A 24,933-nucleotide genomic window follows, 5' to 3' on the forward strand; every position below is an offset into this window, starting at 1 on the left:
TTACTTACTATTTTTATTTAAGTTCCAAAATCTTTCTTACTTAATTATATTTCTAATACCCTTTAAAATATCTTCAGTATAAATCTCGCAAATATAATTAATTAAATAAAAAATATCATCATAAATTTTGGGATTAATTTTTTCAAAGTTAATTAGCTTATAAGATTTTAAAATCTCATCTTTCAACTTCTTATTTTTTCAATATCCAAAGGCATAGTCAAAAGCAATTATTTCTATCAAAACAAATTTTAAATCTAATATTAATTTCATTTTATCTTCAGAAGATTTTGGTAAATTTATAACATCAATTCACATGTTATTAAATCGTTTTATGTCATTTATTGCTTCTTTCAAAAAATAATTATGAATTTTAAGTCTCGGATTTTTTGCATCTTTTATTTTCTTTAAAACATTTTTCTTTTCCTCACAATAAAGTTCAAACATCTTTAAATCCTTTATTTCCATTTTTTTAATTTTTTCATCAATTTTATTTTTAATTTTAAAGTCATTTAACTTATCTATTTTTTCATATGAATATTGTAAAGAATCAAAAACTAGAAATAAATTAAAAAAGAATAATTTTTTAAATGAGTTATCAGAATTAAAAACTTCATTCCTTGTAGCAATATTTCTTTTGCACCATGATAATATTTCGCTTGTAAATTTATCCATTTTATACAAAGGTTCTATCAAATCATAGTCTAATTCTTTATTTAAACCTTCAAAAGTTATAAACAAATTATTTATTTTACTTTTTATGCTTTCAGTAAAAAAAGTAATTTTATCAACATCTTCAATATTATTACAATTGCTAAATTCAATTTTATTTATTTCTATTTCAATTTTCTTAATTTCGTTATTTATATTTTCAATTTTCATTTAAACTCCATTTATTCATTGCTATGTTTTCATTATTAAAGTGTTATATATTAATCTATTAATATCTTCAAATAAGTTAAGTAAATTTTTAGTATAAAAAAGAAACTTAATTCTTGTGATAGGCTCTTGTAACTGTTCTGTTAAATTATTTTTGTAAATATTAAAGTATATTTCATAAAAAGGATATGAACTAATATTTTGTATTTGTTTATTAAAATACATTTGAGGACTTATAATTATTTCTCCTGAAGGAGATTCTAAAAAAAATTTATATTGCTTTTTAATATTTGTATTCAATATTGTATATTTTATTTGTGAATAAATGTCATTTGAAATATCTTCTGTTGTTAAAATAAAATTGCTTATTTGAATTTCATCATTTTTAGTTGTAAACATTTTATTTAATGAATTTAAATTTTCAATTTGAAAATAATTAAATTTTTTCCCAATTCTAATTCAATCATAAAAATGTTGGTATCCTAAAGGGAATCTTGTATTTTCTACTTCAATAAATCTATGAACTAAAAAATGTCTAAAAAGTTCTATAAAAGATAGACTTTCCAAATCAGCATCATTAGATATTGAATTAGAATATTCATAGATATTGTCTTTTTTCCTATTTTTAAATTCTAAAATTTTATAAGCCAAAATTATTACATTATTAAGTTCTGAATAATTTCCTTCAATTAACTTTCAAACATCCCATTGAGTTTCAATTTCTTCTAAATCTTTTAATGACTTTAATTGAAAAAAAATTAAATCTGATATATTTAAAATAAAAGGTTTTGTATTTTTAAAACTAATTAAACTTTCTTGATTTAAATTTAAAATTCTAATTAAACTTTTTTCATACTTAATTCAATTTATCTCATCTAACTTATTTTTAGGCAATGATCTATATATTTTTTTTATTTGTTCTCTAAATTCCATAATTACTCTTTTTATTTTAATTCCTTATTTTTTAACTATTAGTTTTTTTTCACTATCATCTATTAAATTTTCAAAAAACTGCTTTTGTGTTTCTTTTTGATTAAAAACTTGATTTTTTATTTCATCTTCGTAAATTTTAGAATTTACTGGTCTGTAAATATATTCTAAACATATTTTATTATAAACATATTGACCTATAATTTTTTCAAAATACTCTTTCATTATTAAAAATAATTTTGATGTATTTGACACGTCTGAGTTTATTTCTAATTCAATTTGCATACCTTCATTACCATCATTTTGTTTAAAAATTAAATTGCCTTCACTATCTAATCCAATTTTTTTGTCGTATCTTATTCCTAGAAAAGAATAATCGGTAATTCCTGTTTCTGTTATCAAAAAAAAGTTTTTATTTTTAAAATCTAATAAAGTATTTGGAGTGAAAATTACATTTTTAAAACTTCACCTTACAGGATAAATATTAAAGTCCTCAAAGCTAAAATCAAGATTAGTTTTAATTAGTTTATCAATATTCTCTATATTACTAAAAATTTCAAAGTATTCGTCTGAGTTTAATTTTATTCCAATTGTAGATTTAGCATTTTTTTTGTATAAAAAATTGCCATTTTCATCTTCAACATCAACAATATTATCAGGTTGAATAAAATATAATGCTCTAGCTAAGTTTAACTTAAAAAAATTTAAGAAAATTTATAGGGATACTAAAAAAGTAAGTATTAAACAAAGTATTATAAAGATGCAAAATTGCGTCTTTTTTTGTTTTTGTTATTTATAAATTAAATATAAAGTTGTATTAAACAAGAACCATAATAAAGTCTTTCTTTTGGACTAACATTAATTTCTCATGTGTTATCATCAACTCACATAAAATGCATGTTAACTTCAATAAGTTCTACATAAGCTTGTTTAACTAACTCATTTAATTCTTTTGTACTTAAATCAAGTTTTTCTACTTGAAACAGTTTATTGTTGATTACATCATCAATATGTTTAATTTCTTGAATATTTAAATTAATTTCTCCATCATATAAATTATTTGCTTTTATTTTAATTATTCAATTTTTAGTTTGATTTATACATATAAGTTCATAATCAATTAGTTCTTGATTATTTTGTTTAAAAATACTTATTAAATTATTAGCATTGATTTCTGCAGTTTTAATTAATACATCTTTATTTAAAGTATTGATATTTGTTTTTTGTTTAACACTAAGAATTTGACTATTTGTATATACTTGTTGATTTAAACTAGTTAATACATATTCATTAGTTTTAACAATTGTTAAATATTCTCATTTAATATCTAAAGGCCTATTTATATTTTTAAGTTCAGATCATATACTTGTTTTATTAATATCTAATCAACTTGATAAATATATTGTCGTATTTAGTTCTAAAGTTATTAAATCAACAGGTTCAGCTTTTGAAGGCTTTTCTTTATCTTGTTGGTTGATATCACAAGCGATTAGACTAGTTGTTGTTAAAGCTAGTAATGCTATACTTGATAATAATAAAATTAATTTTTTCATACATTATTCCTTTCATAACGTTCATATTGTTATTAAGAAATAAAAAAAAGATAAAAGCTTTTTAATAATATTTTATTAGCAATTAAAAATGCAATTCCTTTATTACTAAAAGATCTTTGAGCAGTTAATGATTTTCTGCGACAAGTTTATTGAGTTTTTTTATGAATACTTGTAGTTACCTATATATTGTCAATAACTTAATAACCACATTTAATATTACTTATCGATGATTCTATATTTTTTGCTTTTAATTCAATTAGCTATTATTAACATAAGTATTTATAAATTCTGGTAATTGTCTTTTCCCCATATAAACAAAATCAGGACAAAATATAAATTGATCTAATTTCTTTATTTTATTGATTTTATTGATTTCATTTTTGAAAAATCAATTGTACTTTTTAAAAGATTCACAATTGTTAAAGCAATTATACATTAGATTATAAATTTTGCTTAAGCTTTCTATATTTAACTTGAAATAGCCAAAACCAACTAAATCATTTAAATTATCTTTAAACTCCTCTTTAGATATTAAGAAATATTTAAGGAAATATTGTTTAAATATTTCATTCTTTTGTTCGAGAGATATATTAGGTTCCCTTTTGTGTAACATCCTTTGATGTTTTTTGTCTATTTTATAAAAATTTTCTATAAAAGGAGTTGCGTTAAAGCCATATTTATAGGCTTTTAATTTTTTAATATGAAAATGCTCTCTTGAATACAATTCTTTCTTATTAGCATCAGAATCTTCTAAAACAGAAACATGTTCAATAATCGTAACTTTAAGATCTTTAGTATCTAATCCATTTGCGTATAAGAAACTAGCCATCTTATCATATAACGAGTATCTTAAATCATTACTATGTATTCCGTACGTTTTAAAAAAGTCTAAACTTTTTTCTATTTCTGTTTTATGCTCAGAGAACCTTTTTGAAATTGGCTTTGATGTTTGTCCTACATAAAAAGGCAAAATTAAAGAATAATTGTTCTTATTAACTAATTTTTCATCAATATAAATTAAGTAAACTACATTTTTAATTGATAAATCAGCAATTTTCTTTTTACATATTTTTTTAAATTCAATTTTTATGTTATTAAACTCAGTATCTTTATATTTTAATCTAGTTAAATAGTTACGTTTAATTTCAAACTTTTTACAATATGAATCTAATTTGTAACAACATTCTAAGTATTTTTCCTTAGCACTTTTATATTCTTCAAAACTTGTGTAGTGATTAGTTAAAAATGGATTATTATTAATTTCAAGTAAATATTCAAATAAAAATTGCTCTTTTGTAAGTTTTTTAAATTTAATAATATCATATTCAAATGAATCGTACTTTTTTTGCTTAGCCCAAGAAAACTTTAAAGAATTTTCATATTTTTTTATATTTGCTTTTATTTTATGAAAAATATCTATCAATACAATACATTCGATTTCATTATATTCTTGATTTAACAAGTTCTTTGTTTTATGGTATTTAAGATCATTTTTATATTTATATGAAATATATTCGATATTTTTAAATGATTCAATGTCTTTAAATAAGTTTTTAATTGCATCTTGAGTTTCTTTTAATTTTATATTCTCTCTAACTGTCAGCATTATTTTTTTATAACCTAAAGAGTTAATAAGTTCATCTAAAATATCATTATCCTGATATTCTTTTAAAATATTAGCCAAATTTACGATTTTTTTCTTTTCTAAATTAAATAAAATTTCAATCATAAGCTTTTTGTTTTTATACTTTCTTAAAAAATATTATATATTTTAATTTACTAAATAACACTATAGAACCATTATAAAAAATAATAAGCATGAACGTGAAATTAAATATTAACAAACTTGTTTTGATAAGTAATTAAGATAAATACAAAAAAAACACTCATGGAGTCTTGAATTTATTTATTATACTAAATTTCAATCTTCAAAAATAAAAAAGCAACTAGTGCTTTTTTAACTTATTATCATTTTCAATCAGCTAATTTATCTGTGTCACAAATTGCAACATATGGTAAGTTTCTTAATTTTTCTTGATAGTCTAATCCAAAACCAATTACAAAGTGTTTTTCAATTGAGAAACAAGTTCAATCAGCATGTATATCAACTTTTCTTTCAGTTGGTTTATCTAACATAGTTAAAATTTTAACTGATTTAGCACCTTTGTTAAGTAAGTATTTTTTAACATATTCTAAAGTAACACCCGATTCAATAATATCTTCAACAATTAAGATATCACGATCTTTGATTGGAGAATTAACATCTAAGTTAATTTTTGGTTCTCCGTTGCTTTTAGTTCCACCAAGATAAGAACTAATAACCATGAAGTCCATTTCCATTTCATAATCAAAGTTCATACAAAATGTTTGATAGAAAGGAATACATCCTTTTAATAATCCAATTACTAATAAACTATTGTTAGTTTCATTTGGAGTTTTTTCATAAAAGGCTTTAATTTCTTGTGCAACCTCTATTGTTCGTTCTTGAATTTGTTTGTCAGTAAATAATATTTCTTTTGCTAACGGGTGCTTTTTCATGTTACTCCTTTTTAATTTGCATATAAAAAAATAATACTATATTTGACTTGTTAATCAATAGGTATTATTAATTTAATTTATTAATTTGTTCTAAATATGTTTCTAAAATTAATTGTGCTGCTAAAGTGTCTTTATTTTCTTTTTGTTTTTTTCTAGTTAATCCAGCTTCAATCATAATTGATTTAGCCATTTTAGTAGTTCTTCTTTCATCAATGCGAATGATTTGATCAGTTGAAATTTCAGGGTTGTAAACTAAAAAGCCTTCAATAAAATAATCTACCATTTCAGCTCGTTCACCAATAGATCCATCCATGTTCTTTGGATAACCAAATACAAAGGTTGTAAAGTTTTTATCTTTAATAAATTCAGTTAATGTTTCAACTCCAGCTTCAAAATCTCATTCTTCAAATCTTAAATTAATTTCTTTTCTAGCAACACTTCCTGTTGAAGAAGCTAAACCAATTGTTTTACTTCCAACATCTAAACCTAAAATATTACTCATTGTTACCTCCAAATTTTTTGCTTATTACTTTAACTAAATAGTTTTCAAAAAATAAGAATCAACTATACGCCATAATGCATGCAAATGTAATATCAGTTAAGAAATGTTTTGCTAATACCATTCTTGAAGTTCCAACTAAAATTGCAGAAATGAAAGAAATTAAAATAATTCCGTAATAATATAGTGAATCTTTCTTAAATAATAAAGCCAAACCTAAAATAGTAATCGCACTTGTTGTATGACCTGAAGGGAAAGATTTGTTTTTACCAAATCCATTTGCATAAGTTATATTTCATCATTCACGATATTCAAGTTCTCCACTAATTACAGAATTAATTGGTCTTGGTCTGGAAAAAACATTTTTTAAAATTTCTGTTGTTAATGATATTGTGATTACAAATCCAATTACTAAACAAACTTTGAAAATAAAATTCTTTTGTTCTGTAAATTTAGGATTCATTTTATAAAAAACAATAGTCAAAATAAATATTGAATAAAAAATAATAGTATTAACAATATCAATGCTCAACTCATAAGGTTTACTGTTTTTTCTGATTAATGGAGAAAATATATACATTATTGTTCCTGCATAAATTAATGTAAAGTAAACTATTTTAAAGATGTTTAGTTGTACATCTCATTCTTTTCTTTTATCGCTTAAAAAAACAAAAATTCCAATAATACAAAAGTTTATTGGAATTAAGAATGTTAATTGCCCAAATTTATCAAAAGCGTATCCATATCATGAGTTTTCTTTGTAAATATTTTGTGCAATTTGTGCATCTAAGAATGTTCCTAATAAAAAAACAATAATCAAAAGAGCAAAAATTGTTGCTGTTACATATAAATAGGGAGTTTTTAGTATTTTCTTATCTAGTTTTAGTTTCATATTATTTATTATACTTAATTCTTACTTTAAATAATAAAAAAACCAAGCAAAGCTTGGTTTAAGTAATTATTTTATTTTGAATTATTTGTTGATTTTTAAGTTATAGAATGTTGCATATCCATCGTAGATAGCATCTTCACCTAATTGATCTTCAATTTGTAATAATCTGTTGTATTTTGCAATTCTATCTGAACGTGACATTGATCCAGTTTTGATTTGTCCTGCGTTAAATGCTACAGCTAAATCAGCAATTGTTGCATCTTCAGTTTCTCCTGAACGGTGTGAAACAACAGCTGTTCATCCAGCTTTTTGAGTCATTGTAATAGCTTCAACAGTTTCTGATAAAGTTCCAATTTGATTTAATTTAATTAAAGTTGAGTTTGCAGCATCTTTGCTAATTCCTTCTTTAATGAATTTTGGATTTGTTGTAAATAAGTCATCTCCAACGATTTGAACTCTATCTCCAATTTTTGAAGTTAACTTAACGAATCCATCTCAGTCTTTTTCACTTAATCCATCTTCAATTGAAATAATTGGGTAATTGTTTACTAATTTTTCTAAGTAAGCGATCATTTCGTCTGTAGTAAATGCTCATTCTTGACCTGTAACTTTTTCAATTTTTTTGAAGTGGTATTTTTTGTCTTCAAAGTATAATTCTGATGAAGCACAGTCCATTGCGATCATGATTCCATCTTTACCAACTTTGTAACCAGCTTTTGTAATAGCTTCAACTAATAAGTCTAATGCAATTTCTGCAGGTGTTTTAGCTTTAAATGAAGCTAAATCTTGTTTTGCGTATGCTCATGAGAAGTGAGGTGCAAATCCACCTTCATCTCCAACAGCAGTAATATCACCTTTATCGTGTAATAATGATTTTAATGCTTGGAAAGTTTCTGATGATCATCTTAATGCTTCTTTAAATGTTGGTGCTCCAACTGGCATAATCATAAATTCTTGGAAATCGATTGCTGAGTCAGCATGTTCTCCACCATTAATAACATTTAACATTGGAACAGGTAAACGTTTTGCTTGAACTCCACCAATGTATCTGTATAAAGGAACTTCTAATTCACTTGCTGCTGCGTGAGCTGCTGCTAATGAAACAGCTAACATTCCGTTTGCTCCTAATTTTTTCTTAAATTCAGTTCCATCTAATTTGATCATAATTCTGTCAATTCCTAATTGGTCTTGAACATCATGTCCGATTAAAGCTGGTGAAATTTTATCATTTACATTTGCAACTGCTTTTAAAACACCTTTGCCATTGTAACGTGCTTTATCTCCATCTCTTAATTCTAAAGCTTCGTTTTCTCCAGTAGAAGCTCCTGATGGTGCTTTTGCAATTCCATATCCACCAAATTCAGTTCATAATTCAACTTCAACAGTTGGTGTACCACGTGAGTCTAATACTTCACGTGCAATAATTTTCTCAATTCTTGACATATAATTTCCTCTCTTTTATATAAATTGTGTACTTAACTCCTATATTATATTCTCTTTTTTAAAAAAATTAAATAGAAATTATTGGTGAAAATATGATATTATTTAAAAGTTATATAAAAGGAGAATAAAATGTCAAATCAAAAAATTATTAACATTGCGGTTATCGCTCACGTTGATGCTGGAAAATCAACATTAGTTGATGCACTTTTAAAACAAGGTGGAGCATTTAGAGATAACCAAGAAGTTGTAGAACAAATCATGGATTCAAACGATCAAGAAAGAGAACGTGGGATTACCATCTATTCAAAAAACTGTGCTATTGAGTACAAAGGAACAAAAATAAATATTGTTGATACTCCAGGCCATGCCGATTTTTCAAGTGAAGTTGAACGTATTATGAAAACTGTAGATACTGTTATTTTACTTGTTGATTCAAGTGAAGGACCAATGCCTCAAACACGTTTTGTTTTATCTAAAGCATTGGAATTAGGTTTAAATCCAATCTTAATGATTAATAAAATTGATAAAAAAGATCAAAGAGCAGAAGAAGTTGTAGAAGAAGTATTAGAGTTATTTATGGAATTAGATGCTACTGATGAACAATTAGACTTTACAACATTATATGGAATTGCTCGTGAAGGTATTGCTCAATTAAATTTAAACGATCAAGGAGTTGATCTTTCACCAATGTTTGATACTATTATTGAACAAGTTGGAACATACCCAATTGAACTAGCTGAAAAACCATTAAAAATGCAAGTTAGTTCATTAGCTTATGATTCATTTATTGGAAGATTAGGAATCGGAAGAATCTTTGAGGGTAAAATTGCTGAAGGTCAAACAGTTAGTGTTGTTAAAAATGATGGTGAAGTTAAACAAGCTAAAATTTCTAAATTAACAGTTTACCAAGGATTAAACAAAGTTGCTGTTAAAGAAGCCTTTGCTGGAGATATTATTACATTTGCTGGTATTGAACATATTTCAATCGGAGATACAATTAATGAATTAAATAATATTAATCCAATGGAACCAATCACAATTGAAGAACCTACAATGAGTATGAATTTCTTAGTTAATACTTCTCCTTTTGCTGGTAAAGTTGGTAAATTTGTTACTTCAAGAAATATTAAAGAACGTTTAGAAAAAGAATTAGAAGTAAACGTTGGTTTAAAAGTTGAGCCATTAGATAACCCAACTATTGAAGGATTCAAAGTTTTAGGACGTGGAGAACTTCACTTATCTGTTTTAATTGAACAAATGAGAAGAGAAGGTTTTGAATTAGCTATTTCTAAACCTGAAGTAATTTTCAGAAAAGGTGATAATGGAACATTATTAGAACCTATGGAAAGAGTTATCCTAAACATTCCTACTGAATATTCAGGAACTGTTATTAATAAATTAAACCAACGTAAAGGTTTAATGACAGATATGGATTCTGATGGAGTTAGAGATAAAATCGTTTACAACATTCCATTAAGAGCTTTAATTGGATTTAGAAGTGAATTTACTAATGATACTCATGGTGAAGGAATCATGGTTAGAAGTTCAAATGGTTTTGAACCATACAAAGGCGAAATTGAATCACGCAAAAATGGTGTTCTTATTTCAATGGCAGCTGGTAAAACATTACCTTATGCTTTAAATAACTTAGAAGAACGTGGAATTCTATTTGTAGGACCTCAAGTTGAAGTTTATGATGGAATGATCGTTGGACAACACTCAAGAGATAACGACTTAGAAGTTAACCCAACAACTGGTAAAAAATTAACTAACACTCGTGCTAGTGGCAGTGATGATTCAGTTAAACTAACTCCACCAAAAGTTATGACTTTAGAAGAAGCATTAGAATACATCGAATGAGATGAATTAGTTGAAGTAACTCCAGATGATATTCGTCTAAGAAAAAGATGATTAACAAATACTGAAAGACGTCAACACAGAAACGATAATAAAAAAGTTTTTGATTAAAAATAAAATGAATTCTTAATTGAGTTCATTTTTTATTTTAATTTTCTAGTTACTACAACCTTTTTTGAAAATATTATATTTTGCATTAATTTTAGTTTTCTTTAAATGTATTATCCTTTAGATTTTGCCTGCAAAATTTCTTTTAAAACAAAAAAGCCTATTCTAAATTAGCGAAAAAATGTATTTTTTGGTAAATTTAAAAAAATAACGCACAAGCGTTATTTAAAATTCTTCTTCATTAATTGCTTTGAAAGTGTTAATTTCTTGATATCTATCCATTATATTTGCACGATATAAATTTTCAGGTAATTTTTTTGTTTCAACATATTGATACTCAAGGTGTTCTTTTAATAAGATTAATCTATCAAAAATAATTTCATATTTAATTAATATGCAAATAAACTTATTTGCGCTCTCAATCATTTGATCTGGTAAATCTATTTCTAAATCATCAAATCCGTCAATAGTATTAGTTAGAAATTCCAATATTTGATAAGCCACATCAAGTTTATCTTCTTTTTTTGTGTAACTTTCGATTCTTTCAACTAATTTAAGTAAATCTTTTCAACAATATTTAAATTCATCAGGAATTATAAAATTTTTAACCATATTGATTAGTTCTTCATAATACTTTTCTGTTAGTTGTACAAATGTTTTATTAATTGACACATCAATTCCGTTTTCATCAATTGCATTAAATGATTCTTCGCTAATTAAATTAAATTTTTCAACATATTCTTTAACAACAGTATATAAACCAACCATTCTCAAATGGAAAACTCCACTAATAAATTCTTTTATGTACTTATCTGTTTTGCAAACATCTTCGTTTTCAAAAAAACCTGGCAGTTCATCTAATGATAGTTCTTCTTCATTATCTGATAAAAAAGTGTCATAGTTCATATACTCAAATCAAACATCTTTTAAATTTGATACTTCTTCATATATAACATTATTTTCTGAAGTATTTGATTGGATGTATCAATCATCGTTAATGAATTGCATCAATCATTTTTCATATTTGAATTCTTTCATATTATGAACTCCCTTTTCTAGTCATCAAGTTTTAATACTGCAATAAATGCTTCTTGTGGTACTTCAACACTACCAATTTCTTTCATTTTCTTTTTACCTTCTTTTTGTTTATTTAGAAGTTTTTTACGTCTTGACTTATCAGCGGCATGTAGCTTTCAAGTAACATCTTTACGATAAGCTTTAATTGTTTCACGAGCTAAAACTTTATTACCGATTGTTGCTTGAACAGGCACTTCAAAGTTTTGGCGCGGAATTAGTTCTTTAAGTTTTTTAGTTAAAGCAGCTCCTCTTTGATAAGCAAAGTGTTTATTAACAATCATTGAGAATGCATCAACCATATCACCATTTAATAAAATATCCATTTTTACTAATTGTGATTCTTGATATCCAATCATATCGTATTCAAATGATGCATAACCTTTTGAAATTGATTTTAATTTATTAAAGAAATCAAAAATTATTTCAGCTAAAGGCATATCATAAACTAACATCATACGATTATCATCAACTACTTGTAAATCTTTATATGTCCCTAATTTGTTTTGGCATAAACTCATTAAGTCTCCAACTGATTCTTTAGGTGTCATAATTTTTACATTTACAAACGGTTCTTCTATAAACTTAATCTTTTGAGGATCAGGTAATTTAGCAGGGTTATCAATTTCAATCATTGTTCCATCTGTTAAATGAACACGATAAATTACTGATGGTGCAGTTGCAATTAGATTTAAATTATATTCTCTCTCTAATCTTTCTTGAACTACTTCCATGTGTAACAATCCTAAGAATCCAACTCTAAATCCAAATCCTAATGCTTGAGATGTTTCTGGCTCATATACTAGTGATGAATCTGACAATTCCATTTTTTCTAAAGCCTCTTTAAAATCTTGGTATTGGTTTGTATCAACTGGATAAATTCCACAATAAACCATTGGCTTAAGTTTTTTATAACCTTCCAATGCATGAAGTGCTGGATTAGAAACAGTAGTGATAGTATCTCCAACATTAATATCTTTAATTGTTTTAATAGAAGCAGCAACTCACCCTACTTCTCCTGCACTTAATTCTTGTCTTTTAATAATTTTAGGATTTTTAACACCTAATTCAGTTACTTCATAACTGATTCCATTCGCCATTAGTTTAATACGGTCACCAACTTTAATTGAACCTTCTCTTACTCTAATTGACATAACTACTCCAAGATATTTATCATAGTAGCTATCAAAAATTAATGCTCTCAAAGGTTTTGCATCATCTGCATCATAAGGAGGCGGTATTTTATTAACAATTGCTTCTAAAACATCTTCTACATTCAATCCTGTCTTAGCACTAATTAAAGGAGCTTCGCTACAATCAATTCCTATTGTATTTTCAATCTCTTCCTTAACTCTTTCAGGGTCTGCACTTGGTAAATCAACTTTATTAATAACAGGGATAATTTCAAGATTATTTTCAATTGCTAAATATACGTTTGCTAGTGTTTGTGCTTCAATTCCTTGTGTTGCATCAACAACTAAAATGGCTCCTTCACAAGCTGCTAAACTTCTTGATACTTCATATGTAAAGTCAACATGCCCTGGAGTATCAATTAAATGGAAAGTATATTCTTCTCCATCTTTAGCTTTGTAGTTTAATTGAACAGAATTTAATTTAATTGTAATTCCGCGTTCTCTTTCAATATCCATTGAATCTAGTAATTGCTCTTGCATCTCGCGTTTTGCTACAGTATTAGTTAACTCCAAAATACGGTCAGCTAATGTAGACTTACCGTGATCAATATGTGCAATAATGCTAAAATTTCTAATTTTTGATTTATCCATGTCTTTTCTTTCTATTATTAATAATTTTCTTTAAATTTGTCTATAAAAGTTAAAATGTCATTTATCACAGGTTCGTTAACAATTTCATGTAATAATTTATTTTTTAAATTTTGATATATTTTAAAATCTGTATCAATCCCTAGTTTTGTAAATCTGTAAAACAACTTCTGTGAATCTTTGCCTAATTTTGTATAGTTATCTAAACCACCACTTTGAATTAAGAGCGGTAACTCTTTTGAAATAAATTCATTGTTTTGGGGTTTTGTTATAAATCTATTTCCATAAGCAATGTCTTTAAAAGCACTGAAACTAAAATTTAAATAACATAAGGGGTCATTATTAAATTCTTCAACATATTTTATATCGTTTGATAATCATTGATTTTCAATCTTTAACATTTCATTATGTCTTTTGTTGAATCTTTTATTTCTTATCTTATTTAACATCTTTGCATCAGCCTTTGGATTAAATAAAATCTGATTAATATTCATATATTTTAAAAATAAATTTGAAATATGATAATTGTAATCCCGTGTATTAATTAAAATCATACCAGCAATCTCTTCTGAATATTTAATTGCAAAAGCTCTTGCCAAATTTCCACCTAATCCTTGTCCAAGCATAAATATTGGCAAGTCTGGATGATATCTTTTAATTCAAGTGTTGATATTTTTTACATCCTCTACCATTTTATTTCAACCTTGTTTTTTGTCAAAGTAAATATTTTGGGTTTCACTATCTATTCTACTTTCACCAAGACTTCTCAAATCTGTTCCAACAACTAAAATGCTTTTTTCACACATCAGTTTTGCAAAGTTATTATACATTGACATATGTTCATCAAAACTTGGAATTATTTGAATAACTGCAACGGGTTTTTTAGTAGATTTTCATTCAAAATTAATTAATTCTTTACCATCAATCATTTGTAATTGAAATTTTCTCATTTTATTTAAACCTCCTTAGCGTATTCTTCAAATGTTGCTTTAGCTGCTAGTTGATCAGCCAAATCATTATAATAGTCATTACTGTGTCCTTTAACTCAAATAAACTCAATTTCTACTTTTGTTTTTATTTGATCAACAAATTTAATATATTCATTTCCTTCTTCAGATTTAGCTTTTCACTCATGATTTGCTCATTTAGCTATACCTTCATAATCATGATATAAATATAACTTTGGAATGTTATTAGCATAAGCAAATAACATTACTCTTTTTGCACCTTGCAATTCACCACTAACATTTCACATTGATTTTAATTCATCATCGCGATATCTTTTTGAAAAATGATATTCTTTATTTTTTCACATTACAACAGCACCATAAGAGTATGTATTATTTTCCTTAATAAAACTTCCATCACTATATGCAACTGCCACATTATCATCAGAAATTATTTTTTTAGTTTTTGAAGCATCACCTGTTATAAAAACTTCAGCATCTTTTTTATTTGAAAATGATTTATAAACAGCTCCTGTAAAACCTTCAACTTGTTGTTTACAGTCATCTCAATTTTCATAAATACCTATTTTTCTACCTTTTTTAACAGCATAATATTTCATAAAATAACTCCTTTCTAATTAATAAGCTCTAGCAAAATAAACTTTTAATTTTGTTTCTTTATTACAGTTAAAACAATTTTCAATTTTATTGTCTTGTTCAAACGGAATACAACGAGAATTTGTTGATGTTTCCTTTTTAACTTTTTCTTCACATTCAACTTCACCACAGAATGGAACTAAAACAAATCCTTGATTACTTTCTAATACTTTTTTGTATTCTTCAATTGTTTTTGCTTTTGAAGTTCTATTTTCACGATTTTTTAATGCATTAGCATATAAATTAGCATCATATTCTTTTATCATTTGATCAATTGCTTGCTCTATTTCACGTACATTAACTTGAATTTTTTCTCTTGTATCTCTTCTTGAGATAGTTACTTGATCATTTTCTAAATCTCTTGGTCCTATTTCTATTCTTAGTGGTATACCTTTAATTTCTGCTTCACTAATTTTGAACCCAAATGATTTATCAGTTTTATCAGTATCAACACGATATTTATTGCTTAATAAATTTTTAATATCATTTGAAACTTTTAATACTTCTTCAGTTTCTTTAATTTGAATTATTCTAATCTGAACTGGTGATATACTTGAAGGTAAAACCAAACCATTATCATCTGAGTGAGTCATAATAATAGCTCCAATTAATCTTGTTGAAACTCCTCAACTTGTTGAATAGGCATGTTCAAGTTTTCCTTCCTTATTTTGAAATTTAATTTCATAAGGTTTTGAGAAATTATCAGCAAAGTAATGTGATGTTCCACATTGCAATGCTTGCCCATCATGCATTAATGATTCAATTGTATAAGTTGAATCAGCACCAGCAAATTTTTCTCTTTCAGTTTTTTTACCTGAAATAACTGGTAGCAATAAAAGATTGTTAGCAAACTCAGTATAAATATCTAAAATTTTTAAAGTTAAATCTGACGCTTCTTTTCTGTCAGAATGAACAGTATGCCCTTCTTGTCATAAAAATTCACTAGTTCTTAAAAAGGGTCTAGTTGTCTTTTCTCAACGCATAACATTTGTTCATTGGTTATAAATTAATGGTAAATCGCGATAAGACTTTACTTCATTTTTAAAGTAGTTAGCCATTAATACTTCACTAGTAGGTCTAATAAATAATGGTTCTGGTAGTTCGGTATCTCCAACTCTTGTTACAGTTGCTATTTCTGGTGAAAATCCTTCTATGTGATCTTTTTCTTTTTGAAATAGTGATTGAGGGATTAATAATGGGAAATAAACATTTTCTACTCCGATTTCTTTAAACTTACCATCTAAATATTTTTGTATTAGTTCTCAAATTGCATAACCATAAGGTCTGAAAATAATTGTTCCTTTAACTGGGCCATAACTTGCTAATTTAGCATTTATAACTGTATCTGTATATCATTGTGAAAAATCGACATCTCTTGGTGTTATTTTATCAAGTTGTTTCATTGTTTACTCTCCTATTTTTACTAAGCCATCTTGGCTTAAGTATAATTCTATTTCTAATCCTAATTCTTTAATAATTTTATTTGCATAATTGTAATACTGTTCATCTCTAATTAAAATCCATTTAATTGTATCGAAATGTATTGGTTCGATAATATTTATCATTGCAAACGATCTATCAAAAATTCAATCTTTCGTAGTTGTCTTTGCTAATTTTTCAGGATCAATTCCTATTACACAAAATTTGTTTGTATCAATTGTCACATCGCTTGCTCATTTTCAAAAGTGAGCTCTTGATGAAATGTCAAAATCTAAATTTATTGAATCTTGTTTTTGATGGTAACCTCAAACATGATATTCTTCTTTCTCGTTTAAAGCTATTTGTTGGGTTGGTTGAATTCCATTTTTTAAAATATATCCAATATTTCTAATATCTGTATAAAATAAGAAATTTTTAATTCCTCTTTTCTTAATTAAGTCTAAAACTATTTCTTTCTCTGATCCAGCATTAACAAATAATGACTTAAAAAAACTATCTAATTCATTTTCATTTAAAATGTCATCTTTATCAGCTCTTCAAAATAAAAGTTTGTCAGTTAACTTTTTTTTATCTGTCTTCACCATACCACCCCAGACTATATAATATTATATAATTTTTTAACCCTTTTTGATATAAAAAAGCTACCTCTAATAAGGTAGCTTATTATTTTTACTGGCGGGTTAAAAGAGACTCGAACTCTTGCGCCGGAAACCGACCTAACACCTTAGCAGGGTGTCCTCTTCACCAACTTGAGTATTAACCCATTAATTACACTTAATTATTATAACAATTAAGTGCAGTTTATTCAAAAAATTATTTATGATATTTTTCATTATTAATAATTTTAAAAGATCTGTATATTTGTTCACATAGAATAACTCTAAATAATTGATGTGGCAATGTTATTTTTCCGAATGAAACTTTTTGATAATTTAGTTTAAAAAATTTATCACTATACCCATCACTTGGACCAATTACAAAAACAATTTTTGCTTGTTTTAAGTTTTTGTTATTTTCAATTATTTTACTAAACTCTTCAGTTGAAATATTTTTTGAACTTACATCCATACAAATTATTTCATGATCAGCATAAGATTTAAGTTTCTCAATTAGCAAATCAGAATTAATATTTTTATTAACACTATCTTCTTTTTGATATTCTTCTTTTAGTTCTATAATTTGCAAATTAGCATATTTTGAAATTCTACTAGCATATTCATTAAAAGATTCAAGAAAAAATTTTTTGTCTAGCTTTCCAAAACAAATTATTTTTATGTTCATTTATTTGATTTGATTTAATTAAAAACCAAATCCTCCTTTTCCCATTCCTGGCATACGACCGCTTTTCATCATTTTTGCCATTTCAAGAACTTGTTTTTTACCTTTTTCAAATGAGTTAATTAATTCATTTAATTCTTTTTCAGTACGACCTGAACCACCAATTATTCTATTTTTTCTAGTTAGTGATTTTAATAATTTTGGTTCTCTTCTTTCTTTTAAAGTCATTGAGTCCATTAAGATTGAGAATACAACCAATTTTCTTTGTGCATCTGAAATTTGATTATCAGAAATTTTTGCATTAGGCATCATTTTCATTATTCCACCTATATTACCCATTTTTGAAACTTGAACTAATTGATTTCTTAGATCCTCTAAATCAAATTGACCCATAAACATACGTTTCATTGTTTTTTGCATTGAACGCTCATCAATGTTATCTACAACTTTTTCAAATAAAGTTTCAATATCGCCCATTCCAAGAATACGATCTGCCATTCTTTTTGGATAAAATGGTGCAAGTGCAGATACTCCTTCACCCTCACCAATAAACTTAATTGGTAATTTAGTCATATATCTAATTGATAGAGTTGCTCCACCGCGAGCGTCTCCATCAAGTTTAGTAACAATAACTCCAGTTAATTTTAATTGTGTATTAAACTCATTTGTTACATTAATGATTTCTTGACCAATCATTCCATCAACAACTAAAAGAGTTTCGTTTGGAGAGGCAATTTTTCTTAAATCATTTAGTTCTTTCATTAAATCTTTATCAATTTGTAAACGACCAGCAGTATCTAAAATAACTACATCATGTCCATTTTTTTCAGCAAATTCTAAAGCCTGTTTTGCTGTTTTTAATGGTGATTGTTTTCCTTGCTCAAAAACTGGTATATTATTTTTGTTACCTAATTCAACTAATTGTTTAATAGCCCCCGGTCTATAAATATCTAGACCTACTAGTAAAGGTTTTTTAGCTTCCTTTTTTGCTAAAAAATGAGCAAGTTTTGATGAAGATGTTGTTTTACCTGATCCTTGCAAACCAACCATCATAATTACAGAAGGTTTTTTAGACAAATTCAATGGTGCTTTTTCAGTTCCTAAAATTTCTATTAGTTCCTCATGAACTATTTTCAACATTTGTTGGTGAGAAGTTACTCCTTCTTGAATATATTCCCCAACAGTTTTTTCTTTAATTTTACTTATTAATTCTTTTACTACTTCAACATTAACGTCTGCTTCCAATAAAGCTAATCTAATTTCACGAAGTGTTTCTTGAATGTTTTCTTCTGTCAATGTAGATTTTTTAATATTCTTCTCCATTGATTTTTTCATTCTTTTTGTTAAAAAATCACCAAATGCCATATGCATACCTCCAATTTTAATCTTTATTTATTATATCAAACTAAATAATTAAAATAAAAATGCCTATTGGCATTTTTAAATATTTTTTGTTAATACAATAGTGTTTTAGGTGTTCTTGGGAAAGGTATAACATCTCTAATGTTTGAAGCACCTGTAATATACATAATTAATCTTTCAAATCCTAAACCAAATCCTGCTGATTTATAAAATCCATATTTTCTTAATCCAATATATCAATCTAATTCTTCTGGATTTATTCCGTAGAATTCACATCTTTCCAAGATTTTATCTAAGTTAGATTCACGTTCACTACCACCACATAATTCACCAATTCCTGGAACTAACAAGTCTACTGCAGCAACTGTTTGGCCATCATCATTTAGTTTCATGTAAAATGATTTAATGTCTTTTGGATAATTTACAACAAATGTCGGACATTTATTTACTTCTTCACAAATGAATCTTTCATGCTCTGTTCCTAAATCTAAACCAAAATGAATATTATTTTCTTCAAATTTATGACCTTTATCAATTGCGTCTTGTAAAGTTTTTAATACCTCTTCATAAGTATTAACTTTAAATTCTGCGTTTACAATTCCAGTAATTTTTTCAATCAATCCTGGCTCTAATTGTTCTTGTAAAAATTCTAATTCTATTATATTTTTTTCTAAAACATAACCAACAACACTTTTTAACATATTTTGCATCAATTGAATATTGTCATTAATATCTGCAAATGCTACCTCTGGTTCAATCATTCAAAATTCTGAAGCATGTTTTGTTGTATGTGAGTTCTCAGCTCTAAATGTTGGGCCAAAAGTATAAATATTTTTAAATGCTTGTGCAAATGATTCACCGTTTAACTGCCCTGAAACAGTTAAACTTGCTTTTTTACCAAAAAAATCATTTGCATAGTCTTTATCTTCATTTACTGTAACTACAAATTGTTCTCCAGCACCTTCAGCATCATTTGAGGTTATAATAGGGGTTGTAACATATACATAATTACTTTCTTGAAAGAATTTATGAATAGCGTATGCTGCTGTTGAACGTACTCTAAAAATAGCTTGAAAAGTTTTTGTTCTAGCTCTTAAATGAGATATTTCTCTTAAAAATTCAGGTGAATGCTCTTTTTTTTGCAGTGGGTATTCTTCGACTGCTTGATCTAACAAAGTTACTGAAATAGCATTTATTTCAAACGGTTGAGGTCTTGATGGAGTTGGAATTAAAATTCCTTCAATTTCAACAATTGAACTAACTCTTGATTTACATGCTTCATCAAATCCTATTGTTTCATTTTTATAAACAACTTGTAAATCATTTAAAATAGTTCCATCATTCAATACCATAAAGCTAACTGCTTTTCCTTGGCGATTTGAGCGAACTCTACCTATTACAGTTACTTTTTGTTCTTTTAGACTTTCAAAATTGTCATATAAATATTTAATGTCCATATTATCTCCTTATTTTTTTAATACATAATTTTCTATAAACTTACCAACACCACCATTTAAGTTAGTATCAGTTTCATATTTTGAAATGGCTTTAATTGCAGGAACAGAATTTCCCATAGCAACTGAATTTGGTATTACTTCAAACATGCTAATATCATTCATGTTATCTCCAAAAATTAAAACATCTTCTATATCTATGTTTAATAATTCAGCTAGTTTAATAACTCCATTTCCCTTACTTGATTTAGAATTGATAAATTCATAAATTGGTGTTGACTCTACATTACTTCTCATTTTATTTAAAACTGCAGATTTATTAGATTGTTCAAATCAATTCAACATTGCGTTTTCTTCACTCTCTTCTACAAATATCATCAATTGAATTACATCCTTATACTTATCAAAATTATTTACATCAATAACTTCAACATCATATTTACTAATTCAATCTCTTTCTTTCAATGTTCTAACATCAATGTCCAATTGGTTTCAATAACAGTGTGCAGGTATTTTTGTGTAAGCTAATGCTGGAATATTTAATTCATACATTTTAATCATAAATTCTTTAACTAATTCATTGTTTATTGTTTCACAATAGACTGGGTCAAAAGATGAGACTTTTGAAATTACTGAACCATTTGAGAAAATTGAAACGTCTGCATACTTATCAACGTCAAACATTTTTGCTCTAACTGATCCACTTGATCACCCTTGTCCAGTAACAACAGCTACTTGAATTCCTTGTTTTGATACTTCTTTTAACATTTTTAAATCAAATTCATTTGATATTTTTCCATGTTCCAAGATTGTTCCATCTAAGTCTGTAGCAATTAATTTGATATTAGTTAATTTCATTTCTTTATTTTTCCTTTTTTCTATTGTTTGATGAGTTTAAATAAAAAGTATTTACCTCATATTTCTCAAAGAAATTTTCTTGAATAGCTTCATTACTGATTCCAAGGTTTTTTAAGGCTTTTTCAGTAGCCTCATCGTTTTTCATAACCTTGTTTTCAAATTGTAGTCATCTATAAACAGTTTGATAGTAATGATATTTTAGTGATAAACAATGCTTTGAATAGTCATAAATTAAAATTTCATCATCTCTTGAGTGAATAGACCTTTTAACAAATAATCTCATTGAATCATCAAAAGGTGTTATTGAATCATTTCTACAGTGCATAAAAAACATTGGGAATACAGTTTTTAAACTATGATCATAGTATTTAAAAACATCTAAATCTGCTCAATCCAAATCTGTATCTTGTATTTGACTTTTAATTATTTTATTAATTGATTTTCTTACGTTTTTGTAACTCATAAGGTTTTTTAATCAAACATTTCTTGTATGAACTAAAAGTGTCTTAATGCTTCCATAATAAGAATCTGATATAGCTCATTTAATATTATATTTTGAAAATTCTTCATTGTATTTTACAATACCATATTGCATTGTGAATCCACCCATACTCATGCCCATTAAACCTATAGCTTCTGGTTTATGATTTTCATAAAGCCATTTCATAGCTGCTCTAAAGTCTTTTACTTCACTTGCGCCCATTGTTACAAATTCAGTAGATTGTGATTCTCCATGATTTCTAAAATCAAAAACTAAAACGTTATAACCCAATTCTATAAATGGTCTAGCTTCAAATAATGCTCAATATTTATGTCCAGCAAATCAATGCAGTGAAACTACTCATTTTTTAGAATTAGGACTAGTTATATATTTCAATCCTGAAATTACTACTCCGTCTTCTGTTTCAAAATTAAAAGGAATTAAATTATCAGTTGCTTTTAATTGTAACTGAGGTGCTTTATAAAATGTACGCATGATTTTATTCATACGTCTTAGTTCTGGATAATGATATTTATTTTTATTGGAATTCCCCATTAGATTTTCTAAGGTTTTGTAGAAAAATTTAAACCTTAAGTTAACCCTTTTAAATATCTTCGTTCCTAATTTTGATCTATATTTGTTATGATTTTTTTTCTTGGACATATATAAATCTCCCTATTTTTTCTCGCTGTTTAAGTAATGATAAATTAGTAAATCATTAAAATAATGGAAAGGTAATGATTTTGAAATTGACACATTCTCATCATTTATTTCAACTCCGTCAACAATTAAAGTATGCACTAAGCTTGCACTTGCTTCAACTTCTTTTGAAGGCACTTTTCCTGAAATGAAAATTGATTTACCTTTATTTTTTTTAATAGATTGAATAACTTTAGCTAAATGAGTTGAAGTTCCATATTTTGTTAAAAATATATACAAATCATTTGTTTGTGTATTTTTAATTCTATTATTTATTGAATCTCAATCTGAGTCTAATAAAGTTACATTTAAACCTTGATTATAGAAAAAGTTTGATAGATCCATTGCTGGTCCTCTTAAAACTGCTTCTCAATAACATATAACAATTCTTGGAGAAGATTCAACAAGGTTAATTGATTTGACTAAATTTGCTTTCTTAATTAAAGTGTAGTTTTGTTTAATTAAATTAATGTATCCATTTGCTACATTTTCATCATTTTTTGCAATGTTTAGTTCTGCATGTTCAACATCATTTGCTAAACAAATCATAAAATCTCTATAACCATCAATGTTCATTTTCTTAAGAAGATTATAAATAGCACTAAAACCTGTTTTAGCACGTTTTGCTAATTCATCAATTTTAATATTTTCCTCTACAATTTGTTTTGAATTACTTTTAATATAGTCAACAATTATTAATTCACGCGAAGTTAAATTGTTTTCTTCAATTGTTGAAAGTTTTGCTAAAAAAGATCTCATATTTCCTCCATTATATTATGCTTAAGCATAAAAATATTTATTATATTTTATCATTTTTTCATATTTTAATTATTACTTTTTATTTTTTCATATGCTAATTTGGCTATCATTGCACCATTATCAGTACAATATTCCATTTTTGGAACAAATGTATTGTCAATATTAAATTTTTCACCCAACTCTAAAATTATTCTTCTTACTTCTCTATTTGCACTAACTCCACCAGCAACAGTAAGTGTTCTAGGATTATATTGTTTAATTGCTTTTTCTAGTTTTTTTTCAATGATTTTTGTTGCAGCATATTGAAAACTAGCTGCAATATCAGCAATAGGTACTTGTTCACCTTTTTGTTTTAAATTATGAATTATGTTGATAATCGCTGTTTTTAAACCTGAATATGAAAAATCATAACTTTCATCATTTTTAGGTATTGGTAAGTTAAAAGCAAAATGGTTGCCCTCTTTTGCTAATTTATCAATTTTAGGCCCACCAGGATATCCTAATCCCATCACCCTAGCAACTTTGTCATAACATTCTCCAATTGCATCATCAAGTGTTGAACCAATAACCTCAAAATCATTTGCAGATCTAACAACTTCAATTTGAGTATGACCACCACTAACAACCATTGCCAAAACTGGATATGCAAATTCATTATCAATTAATGCACCATAAATGTGTCCTTCAATGTGATGAAGTGGCATTAAAGGTTTTTGTATATATTGTGAAATTGTTTCAGCAACAAGTTTTCCAATTATTAGTGAACCTATTAATCCAGGTTTTTCTGTGTATGCAACATAGTCAATTTCTTCAATTTTAATACTTGTTGATTCTAATGCAACTTTAATAACTCACGAAAGATTTTCAAGATGTAATCTTGCCGCTAATTCAGGAACAACTCCACCAAAATCAACGTGTTGTTCTATTTGTGAAGAAATAACATTAGATAGTATTTTTCCATCTTCTAAAATAGAAATTGAAAATTCATCACAACTTGATTCAATAGCTAATATTTTCATTGTTCCTCCTTTATTAAAATCAGTTTAAAAAATCTTTGTACATTTTAGAAATGTTATAACCAAATCTTTTTGCAATCTCTGTATGTAAATAATCTAGTTTAAATAAAACTCCATTTTTTAAGAATATTGTTAAATCAGCAATATCACCCATTACCCCTAATTTAACATCATCAATCTGTTCTAAACCATATTGTTTAATTTGTGAACCAGTTTGAATAAATTTGCTTATAGTAAAGATTCGTTTATCTGTTAGCAAAACCATATGCGCAAATGCATTTATTTCTCCAACAACTATATCTATTACATGCTCATTTGATAAAAAATATTTTTCAACTTCTTTAAATTCTTTTTTATCTAATAATTCAGGCTCGTTAAAATTATAAAGGTCTATTTTGCTTAAGTATTCTTTATTATTCATATATAGATTA

24 protein-coding genes and 1 tRNA gene are annotated in these 24,933 nt (G+C 26.3%); 1 reads left to right on the top strand and 24 read right to left on the bottom strand.

The genetic code is table 4. The annotated features are described in order from the left end of the window. Window positions 1–36: 36 nt before the first annotated feature. From CK556_RS02635 to eno, 9 genes are all read right to left on the bottom strand, one after another. Window positions 37–879 carry a hypothetical protein gene (locus CK556_RS02635; RefSeq protein ID WP_027875560.1) on the bottom strand — a complete coding sequence of 281 codons (843 nt, stop codon included), beginning with the start codon at window positions 877–879 and terminating at the stop codon, window positions 37–39. A gap of 21 nt (window positions 880–900) precedes the next feature. Further along, window positions 901–1,809, bottom strand: coding sequence for a hypothetical protein (locus CK556_RS02640; RefSeq protein ID WP_095761525.1), 909 nt, complete (start codon window positions 1,807–1,809; stop codon window positions 901–903). 24 nt (window positions 1,810–1,833) lie between these two features. After that, window positions 1,834–2,208, bottom strand: a complete 375-nt coding sequence (locus tag CK556_RS02645) for a hypothetical protein (RefSeq protein WP_027875562.1) — start codon at window positions 2,206–2,208, stop codon at window positions 1,834–1,836. Between the two features lie 398 nt (window positions 2,209–2,606). After that, the gene (locus CK556_RS02650) at window positions 2,607–3,359 is read right to left on the bottom strand and encodes a hypothetical protein (RefSeq protein WP_027875563.1); all 753 of its coding nucleotides are present in this window, start codon (window positions 3,357–3,359) and stop codon (window positions 2,607–2,609) included. A 256-nt stretch (window positions 3,360–3,615) separates the two neighbouring features. Then, window positions 3,616–5,088 carry a hypothetical protein gene (locus CK556_RS02655; RefSeq protein WP_027875564.1) on the bottom strand — a complete coding sequence of 491 codons (1,473 nt, stop codon included), beginning with the start codon at window positions 5,086–5,088 and terminating at the stop codon, window positions 3,616–3,618. A gap of 236 nt (window positions 5,089–5,324) precedes the next feature. Next, complete coding sequence (gene hpt, locus CK556_RS02660; RefSeq protein WP_027875565.1) at window positions 5,325–5,897, bottom strand: hypoxanthine phosphoribosyltransferase; 573 nt, start codon at window positions 5,895–5,897, stop codon at window positions 5,325–5,327. A gap of 67 nt (window positions 5,898–5,964) precedes the next feature. Continuing rightward, window positions 5,965–6,399 carry a Holliday junction resolvase RuvX gene (gene ruvX, locus CK556_RS02665; protein WP_027875566.1) on the bottom strand — a complete coding sequence of 145 codons (435 nt, stop codon included), beginning with the start codon at window positions 6,397–6,399 and terminating at the stop codon, window positions 5,965–5,967. Beyond that, entirely contained in the window at window positions 6,392–7,288 is an 897-nt protein-coding gene (locus CK556_RS02670; RefSeq protein WP_027875567.1) for a phosphatase PAP2 family protein, read from the bottom strand. Before CK556_RS02670 ends, ruvX begins: the two co-directional genes overlap by 8 nt. Before the next feature lie 81 nt (window positions 7,289–7,369). Beyond that, window positions 7,370–8,731 (bottom strand): phosphopyruvate hydratase, encoded by a 1,362-nt coding sequence (gene eno / locus CK556_RS02675; protein ID WP_027875568.1) that lies wholly within the window; start codon window positions 8,729–8,731, stop codon window positions 7,370–7,372. A gap of 129 nt (window positions 8,732–8,860) precedes the next feature. On the opposite strand from eno, the gene typA reads away from it, so the two are divergent. Continuing rightward, entirely contained in the window at window positions 8,861–10,699 is a 1,839-nt protein-coding gene (gene typA / locus CK556_RS02680) for a translational GTPase TypA (RefSeq protein WP_027875569.1), read from the top strand. Window positions 10,700–10,921: 222 nt separating this feature from the next. Here typA and CK556_RS02685 read toward each other — a convergent pair whose 3' ends face one another. From CK556_RS02685 to CK556_RS02755, 15 genes are all read right to left on the bottom strand, one after another. Beyond that, the gene (locus CK556_RS02685; RefSeq protein ID WP_027875570.1) at window positions 10,922–11,734 is read right to left on the bottom strand and encodes a hypothetical protein; all 813 of its coding nucleotides are present in this window, start codon (window positions 11,732–11,734) and stop codon (window positions 10,922–10,924) included. Window positions 11,735–11,751: 17 nt separating this feature from the next. Continuing rightward, window positions 11,752–13,554 (bottom strand): translation elongation factor 4, encoded by a 1,803-nt coding sequence (gene lepA / locus CK556_RS02690; RefSeq protein WP_027875571.1) that lies wholly within the window; start codon window positions 13,552–13,554, stop codon window positions 11,752–11,754. A 17-nt stretch (window positions 13,555–13,571) separates the two neighbouring features. Continuing rightward, window positions 13,572–14,501, bottom strand: coding sequence for an alpha/beta fold hydrolase (locus tag CK556_RS02695; RefSeq protein ID WP_027875572.1), 930 nt, complete (start codon window positions 14,499–14,501; stop codon window positions 13,572–13,574). Between the two features lie 5 nt (window positions 14,502–14,506). Then, window positions 14,507–15,118: a ribonuclease H1 domain-containing protein gene (locus CK556_RS02700; protein WP_036246681.1), complete on the bottom strand. Its 612-nt coding sequence runs from the start codon at window positions 15,116–15,118 to the stop codon at window positions 14,507–14,509. Between the two features lie 18 nt (window positions 15,119–15,136). Next, a complete protein-coding gene (gene proS, locus CK556_RS02705; RefSeq protein WP_027875574.1) occupies window positions 15,137–16,558 on the bottom strand; it encodes a proline--tRNA ligase in 1,422 nt (473 codons plus the stop codon). 3 nt (window positions 16,559–16,561) lie between these two features. Next, a complete protein-coding gene (locus CK556_RS02710) occupies window positions 16,562–17,176 on the bottom strand; it encodes a hypothetical protein (protein WP_084545414.1) in 615 nt (204 codons plus the stop codon). Window positions 17,177–17,268: 92 nt separating this feature from the next. Then, window positions 17,269–17,358, bottom strand: a tRNA-Ser gene (locus tag CK556_RS02715). A 50-nt stretch (window positions 17,359–17,408) separates the two neighbouring features. Further along, the gene (locus CK556_RS02720; RefSeq protein ID WP_027875576.1) at window positions 17,409–17,876 is read right to left on the bottom strand and encodes a 23S rRNA (pseudouridine(1915)-N(3))-methyltransferase RlmH; all 468 of its coding nucleotides are present in this window, start codon (window positions 17,874–17,876) and stop codon (window positions 17,409–17,411) included. An 18-nt stretch (window positions 17,877–17,894) separates the two neighbouring features. Beyond that, complete coding sequence (ffh, locus tag CK556_RS02725; protein ID WP_027875577.1) at window positions 17,895–19,238, bottom strand: signal recognition particle protein; 1,344 nt, start codon at window positions 19,236–19,238, stop codon at window positions 17,895–17,897. Window positions 19,239–19,327: 89 nt separating this feature from the next. Beyond that, window positions 19,328–20,692 (bottom strand): asparagine--tRNA ligase, encoded by a 1,365-nt coding sequence (gene asnS, locus CK556_RS02730; protein WP_027875578.1) that lies wholly within the window; start codon window positions 20,690–20,692, stop codon window positions 19,328–19,330. Between the two features lie 9 nt (window positions 20,693–20,701). Beyond that, on the bottom strand, window positions 20,702–21,547 hold the full coding sequence (locus CK556_RS02735) for an HAD-IIB family hydrolase (RefSeq protein ID WP_027875579.1): 846 nt from the start codon (window positions 21,545–21,547) through the stop codon (window positions 20,702–20,704). A 4-nt stretch (window positions 21,548–21,551) separates the two neighbouring features. Beyond that, entirely contained in the window at window positions 21,552–22,691 is a 1,140-nt protein-coding gene (locus CK556_RS02740; RefSeq protein WP_027875580.1) for an alpha/beta hydrolase family protein, read from the bottom strand. A gap of 12 nt (window positions 22,692–22,703) precedes the next feature. After that, window positions 22,704–23,486, bottom strand: coding sequence for a MurR/RpiR family transcriptional regulator (locus CK556_RS02745; RefSeq protein ID WP_027875581.1), 783 nt, complete (start codon window positions 23,484–23,486; stop codon window positions 22,704–22,706). 65 nt (window positions 23,487–23,551) lie between these two features. Further along, entirely contained in the window at window positions 23,552–24,505 is a 954-nt protein-coding gene (gene tsaD, locus CK556_RS02750; RefSeq protein ID WP_027875582.1) for a tRNA (adenosine(37)-N6)-threonylcarbamoyltransferase complex transferase subunit TsaD, read from the bottom strand. Window positions 24,506–24,518: 13 nt separating this feature from the next. Continuing rightward, complete coding sequence (locus CK556_RS02755; RefSeq protein ID WP_027875583.1) at window positions 24,519–24,923, bottom strand: PH domain-containing protein; 405 nt, start codon at window positions 24,921–24,923, stop codon at window positions 24,519–24,521. Window positions 24,924–24,933: the final 10 nt, after the last annotated feature.

This window comes from Mesoplasma chauliocola (assembly GCF_002290085.1).
Classification (GTDB): domain Bacteria; phylum Bacillota_I; class Bacilli_A; order Mycoplasmatales; family Mycoplasmataceae; genus Mesoplasma; species Mesoplasma chauliocola.